At 53.4% G+C, this 4,925-nt stretch carries 4 protein-coding genes and 3 pseudogenes; 3 read left to right on the top strand and 4 right to left on the bottom strand.

Annotation, left to right across the window (positions count from 1 at the left end; genetic code table 11):
• The 4 genes and pseudogenes from J9889_RS17320 to J9889_RS17305 all read right to left on the bottom strand — a co-directional run.
• Nucleotides 1-390, bottom strand: a pseudogene (locus J9889_RS17320) (IS1595 family transposase); the annotation flags it as partial.
• Nucleotides 391-464: 74 nt separating this feature from the next.
• Nucleotides 465-1,235, bottom strand: coding sequence for an IS21-like element ISAeme17 family helper ATPase IstB (gene istB, locus J9889_RS17315; protein ID WP_099994263.1), 771 nt, complete (start codon nt 1,233-1,235; stop codon nt 465-467).
• Entirely contained in the window at nt 1,232-2,245 is a 1,014-nt protein-coding gene (gene istA / locus J9889_RS17310; protein WP_069785377.1) for an IS21-like element ISAeme17 family transposase, read from the bottom strand. Before istA ends, istB begins: the two co-directional genes overlap by 4 nt.
• Before the next feature lie 82 nt (nt 2,246-2,327).
• Nucleotides 2,328-2,546 (bottom strand): annotated as a pseudogene (locus tag J9889_RS17305) (transposase); the annotation flags it as partial.
• A 126-nt stretch (nt 2,547-2,672) separates the two neighbouring features.
• Between J9889_RS17305 and J9889_RS17300 the strand changes: the two are divergent.
• From J9889_RS17300 to J9889_RS17290, 3 genes and pseudogenes are all read left to right on the top strand, one after another.
• Nucleotides 2,673-3,212, top strand: coding sequence for a hypothetical protein (locus J9889_RS17300; RefSeq protein ID WP_210557493.1), 540 nt, complete (start codon nt 2,673-2,675; stop codon nt 3,210-3,212).
• The gene (locus J9889_RS17295) at nt 3,212-4,741 is read left to right on the top strand and encodes a DNA phosphorothioation-associated putative methyltransferase (protein ID WP_246878115.1); all 1,530 of its coding nucleotides are present in this window, start codon (nt 3,212-3,214) and stop codon (nt 4,739-4,741) included. Before J9889_RS17300 ends, J9889_RS17295 begins: the two co-directional genes overlap by 1 nt.
• Before the next feature lie 32 nt (nt 4,742-4,773).
• Nucleotides 4,774-4,925 (top strand): annotated as a pseudogene (locus tag J9889_RS17290) (transposase); the annotation flags it as partial.

The raw sequence follows: 4,925 nt of genomic DNA, 5'->3' as shown, positions 1-4,925 counted from the left end.
CCGTTTTGCCCAATCAGCAACGGACTTGGTTTTGAAACCATCGACCACCGTCATCCGCATCTTGATTGGATGTCCTTCCTTGTTCAGGGCCACTGCTGCCACAAACGGCGTCTTGCCTGCCGCGCCCCGACCCCGTTTGCCACCACTGCGCTCGCCACCCCAGTAGACATCATCGAGCTGAATGATGCCGCTGATGGGCTGCTTGTCATCGGACTCTTTCATGACTTGCAGCAGCTTGTGCTTGAGCATCCAGGCGGTGTCATATTTGACGCCCAACTGGCGCTTTAGCTCCATCGCTGACAAGCCTGTTTTGGTTTGTGACAACAGGTGCATTGCCAGAAACCACTTGGTCAGTGGGAGCTTGGTGTTTGCGAAAATCGTGTTTCCAGTTGTCAACGCCGACCGAAAACTGATCCACTCTGGCTAATTTCGCCGATTGAAAAGTGATCCACCCGGACATGGGGTTAATTGGTTTTGGGTGTGGCCCCCGCTTTGCGTTTCTCTTTCAAACGATAGCTTTCACCGCTGATCTGAACGATGTGTGCATGATGTAACAGCCTATCGAGCATAGCTGCCGTCAGTGTCTGATCATCGGCAAAGGTGCTGGCCCACTGGCTAAAGGGCAGATTGCTCGTCAAGATCAGGCTCCCTTTCTCATAACGTTTGGCGATCACATTGAAAAACAGGTTTGCTTCCTCACGCCCAAACGGCAAGTAGCCTATCTCATCGATCACCAGTAAACGCGGCCCCATCACGACACGGCTGAAGTAGGCATTAAGCCGCTCCTGTCGTTGAGCTGCTTGCAGCTGCAACATCAGGTCTGCTGCGCTGATAAATCTGGTCTTGATGCCAGCCATCAGAGCCCGATAGGCCAGTGCGATGGCAAGATGCGTCTTGCCCACTCCGCTTGGGCCCAGCAGCACTATGTTTTCGCTACGCTCGATAAAGGCCAGACTGGCTAACTCCTGCAACTGGCTGCGAGGTGCGCCACTGGCAAAGCCGAAGTCGTACTGCTCCAGCGTTTTGACCACGGGTAAAGTGGCCAGTTTGAGCAAGGTCTGGCGGGTGCGCTCGGTCCTCAAGGTCTGCTCTGCGTGCAGCAACCACTCCAGATAATCGGCGAAGCTCGCCTCCTCGTTGGCAGCCTTCTGAGCTAGTGCTGACCACTGGGCAGCAATCCCTTCCAGGCGCAGCGCCTGACTCAGGGCCATCAGGCGTTCATGCTGCAAGTTCATACGTTCACCTCCAGCAGGTCTTGGTATACCGATAGCGGATGCTGCAAGCTCTCCAGCGGCATGGGGCGCGCAGTGGCCGTGGTGCCGGGACTAACGGGTAGCGCCTGTGGCAGGGGTAGAAAATGAGGCAGCTCTTGTTGCAATCGGATAGCCGGGACTTCACCGGTAGTGCCATGGCTACGCTGGTTGGCGATGTCTTGCAACCAGGGGCCGATATGGGCATTGGCGGTTGACACATCTAGCGCCAGTCCTGCCTGCTTGAGGGTGGCTGCCAGTGGTGTGACAAAACTGCGCTTGAGGTAGCCATTGAAGCGCTCGACCTTGCCTTTGGTCTGAGCCCGGTAGGGACGGCAGACGCGGGGGCGAAAACCGAATTCTTCGGCCAAGGCGAGCAGGGCCGGATGCCAACGATGGTCACCTTCACCATAGGCATCCCGTTCGCGGATGATGGTACTGGCATTATCAAATAGCACCTCCTGCGGGACCCCACCGAAGAAATGACAAGCCTCACGCAGTCCGGTCAACCAGGCATCATTACGTTCGTGATCGAAGAAACGGACATAGCTGGCGCGACTAAATCCCAGGGTAGCAACAAAGGCCTTCAGAGGCCGATTGCCGCGGCGGATAATGGTGAAATCGACCTGCATCTGTTTACCGGGGGCCGTTTCAAAACGGACGACAGTGCCAGAGGCGTCATGGCGCAGAGGAGATAACCAGGCCTTGAGCTGGGAGAGCCCGCCAGTGTAACCATGCTCTCGCAGTTCCCTGAGCAGAACCGTCGCCGGGATCCAGTGTGGCTTCGCTGCCTGGATACGCGCTTGCAGATAGGGTTTAAAAGGATCGAGCTTGGTTGGTCGGGCAGCTCGGCTGGGATAGATTGGCAGGCCCGGGTTGCGCAGATACTTACGAACCGTGTTACGGGACACCCGCAATTGCTGGGCGATAGCCCGGATGCTCATGCCCTGACGGGCCAACACTCTGATTTCCACTGATAACTCCTGGGTCAACATGGGCGTGGCTCAAAAGCCACGATCTTGGCCCAGGTGGGTCAACTTTACTCCGGCGTTAGTGGGTCATTTTTACATCGGCGGTTCCAGTCAATGACATCTGGTGACGGCAGTGATTGCATTGCAGCACGCGTGGCCGACTTTTCAGGCGACAGCAGGTCTTGTTGGCGCACTCAGGACAGATGAAACCGTTCGGAAAACGCCAAGCAAGCAGCGCGTTTTCGCACTGCGCTTCAGTGCCATAGTCCTTGAAAAAATCAAACAGGCTGTAGCCTTTCTGGAATTGGACTTTGCTTTTGGCCATGATCTCGTACCTCAGTAACTGTACGTAAGATCAGTATAGCTCGTGGTGACTGCTAATCATGGGTAATCAGGTAGATATATGATTAACTACGTTGATTTTTGTTACCTGAAAGTGACTAAATAGGCTATGAGTTCAAATCACCCTTGCAGCCGCCATTTTACTTTCGAGATGCTATTTCACTGCGGTGAAACTTGGCAACGCAAACCCTGCCATAACCTTCCCTTGCAAAACGATAGTTGGCTAGCTTATCAAGAATTAGCCACTAATATTCTCGATCCTTTAGTGCAAGCACATGGGCTGCCCCAACTCACCTATGGTTTTTGTGGCGCCGAACTGCGCAGGGCCATTCTGGCCAGTCCATCGCCCGGCATAGCCCCAGCCCTCGATCAGCATGCTGCTTGTGAACGCAATAAAGAGGGATTACTGATCTGCCCTCGCCGTGGGGCAGCAGTTGACCTCGTTTACCCAGGAAAAAACAGCTATCAACTCGCGCTTTGGCTAGCCCAACATACCCCGTTTGATCGCCTCTATCTCTATGGGCCAGATCGGCCGCTACATATCAGTTTTGGACCACAGCAAAGCGGCAGTCTTGTAGAACTCTCCACACATCACGGTAGACGTGTACCCAAACGTATAACCCTCGAACAACTCAAAGGACGGTGTTGATGCTAACTCCTGAGCGCTTCGCACAACTTGTCACAGGCCTACCATACAAGAAAGTACTGCCTGATGCGGTCTATCTTCATAAAGTAACGCTAGAAGCAACCAGTCCACTGCTCTACCGCTTTGTCAGCGCCGTGGCACAAGCGCTTAAGTTAGCAGAGAGTGAATGGGATCTGGTCAAATTGGCCAAGAAAGATTTTCGCCTGTCACTGCTTAGCTACCCCACCTTCTTTCAAGAGGCTTACCCCTGCCTCAAACGGAGTGTCACTGTCGATCTGGCCAAACTGAGTCACACAATTACCCACTACGAGAATCACGATAACCCTCCCATTCTCCATCGCAAAGAAACCATGTTAGCGCCAGATCACCCAGAGGCAGATAACTGCCGGCAGATCACCGAAGAGGGAGAAGTAGCAGGGCTCTATGAGCAGCCCCGGATGATTGGCTTCAAAGCATCGTGGGAGCGGCTCATCGCAAAACATGGCTATCAGTTGGTCGATGGTCGCCTATTTCGAATGTCTGCCTTACCACAAGAGGAACCGGGCGTTCAAATCGATCGCCATAAAACCGCGCTGATACGCCATGAACTATCTGCGCCCATGAAGATGCTAGCCCGCCATGGCTATCTCAGCGGTGACTATATGCTGTTTGATTACGGCTGTGGCCGTGGTGATGACTTGCGTGAGCTGGAAGCACATGGCATTGATGCGCTAGGGTGGGACCCAAATTTTCGCCCAGATGGAGAAAAGGTTGCATCCCATATTGTCAATCTCGGTTTTGTGATCAACGTGATAGAGGATCAAGACGAACGGATGGAGGCGCTACTCGGCGCTTGGGAGCTGGCCCAGACCCTACTGGTCATCTCTGCCATGCTTGCCAACGAGAGCTATATCTCCCAGTTTACGCCCTACAAGGATGGCGTCATCACATCGCGTAACACCTTCCAGCGTTACTACAACCAGAGCGAACTCAAGCACTATATAGACAGTATCTTGGACGAAAACGCAATCGCCGTCGGACCCGGCATCTTCTATGTCTTTAAGGACAAGCTTGAAGAACAGCGCTTCTTAGCCCAGCGTCAGCGTAGAAACCATAGTTGGCAACAGCTCACCTCCCCTGCCCCCAACCAACAGGCCACAGCCGCGCTCTTGGTTGCACGCCATCAGCCGCTATTTGAAGCCTTCTGGCAACGGGCGCTGGCCCTTGGCCGCATTCCGGCTAACAATGAATTTGAACACAGCGACGAGTTAAAAGAGATCGCAGGCAGCCATCGTAAAGCCATGACCCTGCTTGGACAACATTTTGATCTAGCCCAGTTAAAACAGGCCGAGCAAGAGCGACAACAAGATTTACTGGTCTACCTGGCTCTCAATCTGTTTGGCAAGCGACAGGCCTATACCCAGTACCCCTGTGAGCTGCAGCGGGATATCAAAGCCTTTTTCGGCGGAATTTTACAAGGGAAAGTGCGAACAAGTATCCCACGAACAAAAAATGAAAATTTTAGTCATTTAATATCAATGGGTTACCATTAAATGCTCTCGTGCCATATGACTTATTCGCACCTTCCTTAGTCGATGCCACCATCATTGAGGCACCCAGCTCGACCAAGAACAAAGAGCAGCAACGCGATCCGCAGATGCATCAGACCAAGAAAGGCAATCAGTGGCACTTTGGCATGAAGGCCCACATTGGTGTCGATGCCAAGAGTGGCCTGAC

This window comes from Aeromonas sp. PrichA-15, from assembly GCF_017939245.1.
Taxonomy (GTDB): Bacteria; Pseudomonadota; Gammaproteobacteria; order Enterobacterales; family Aeromonadaceae; genus Aeromonas; species Aeromonas caviae.
This window is presented reverse-complemented; position numbering and strand designations above follow the sequence as displayed.

Excerpts from the sequence above, each read along its gene's own strand:
- istB (WP_099994263.1), bottom strand. The coding sequence starts at position 1,235 with ATGAACTTGCAGCATGAACGCCTGATGGCCCTGAGTCAGGCGCTGCGC.
- istA (WP_069785377.1), bottom strand. The coding sequence starts at position 2,245 with ATGTTGACCCAGGAGTTATCAGTGGAAATCAGAGTGTTGGCCCGTCAG.
- J9889_RS17300 (WP_210557493.1), top strand. The coding sequence starts at position 2,673 with ATGAGTTCAAATCACCCTTGCAGCCGCCATTTTACTTTCGAGATGCTA.
- J9889_RS17295 (WP_246878115.1), top strand. The coding sequence starts at position 3,212 with ATGCTAACTCCTGAGCGCTTCGCACAACTTGTCACAGGCCTACCATAC.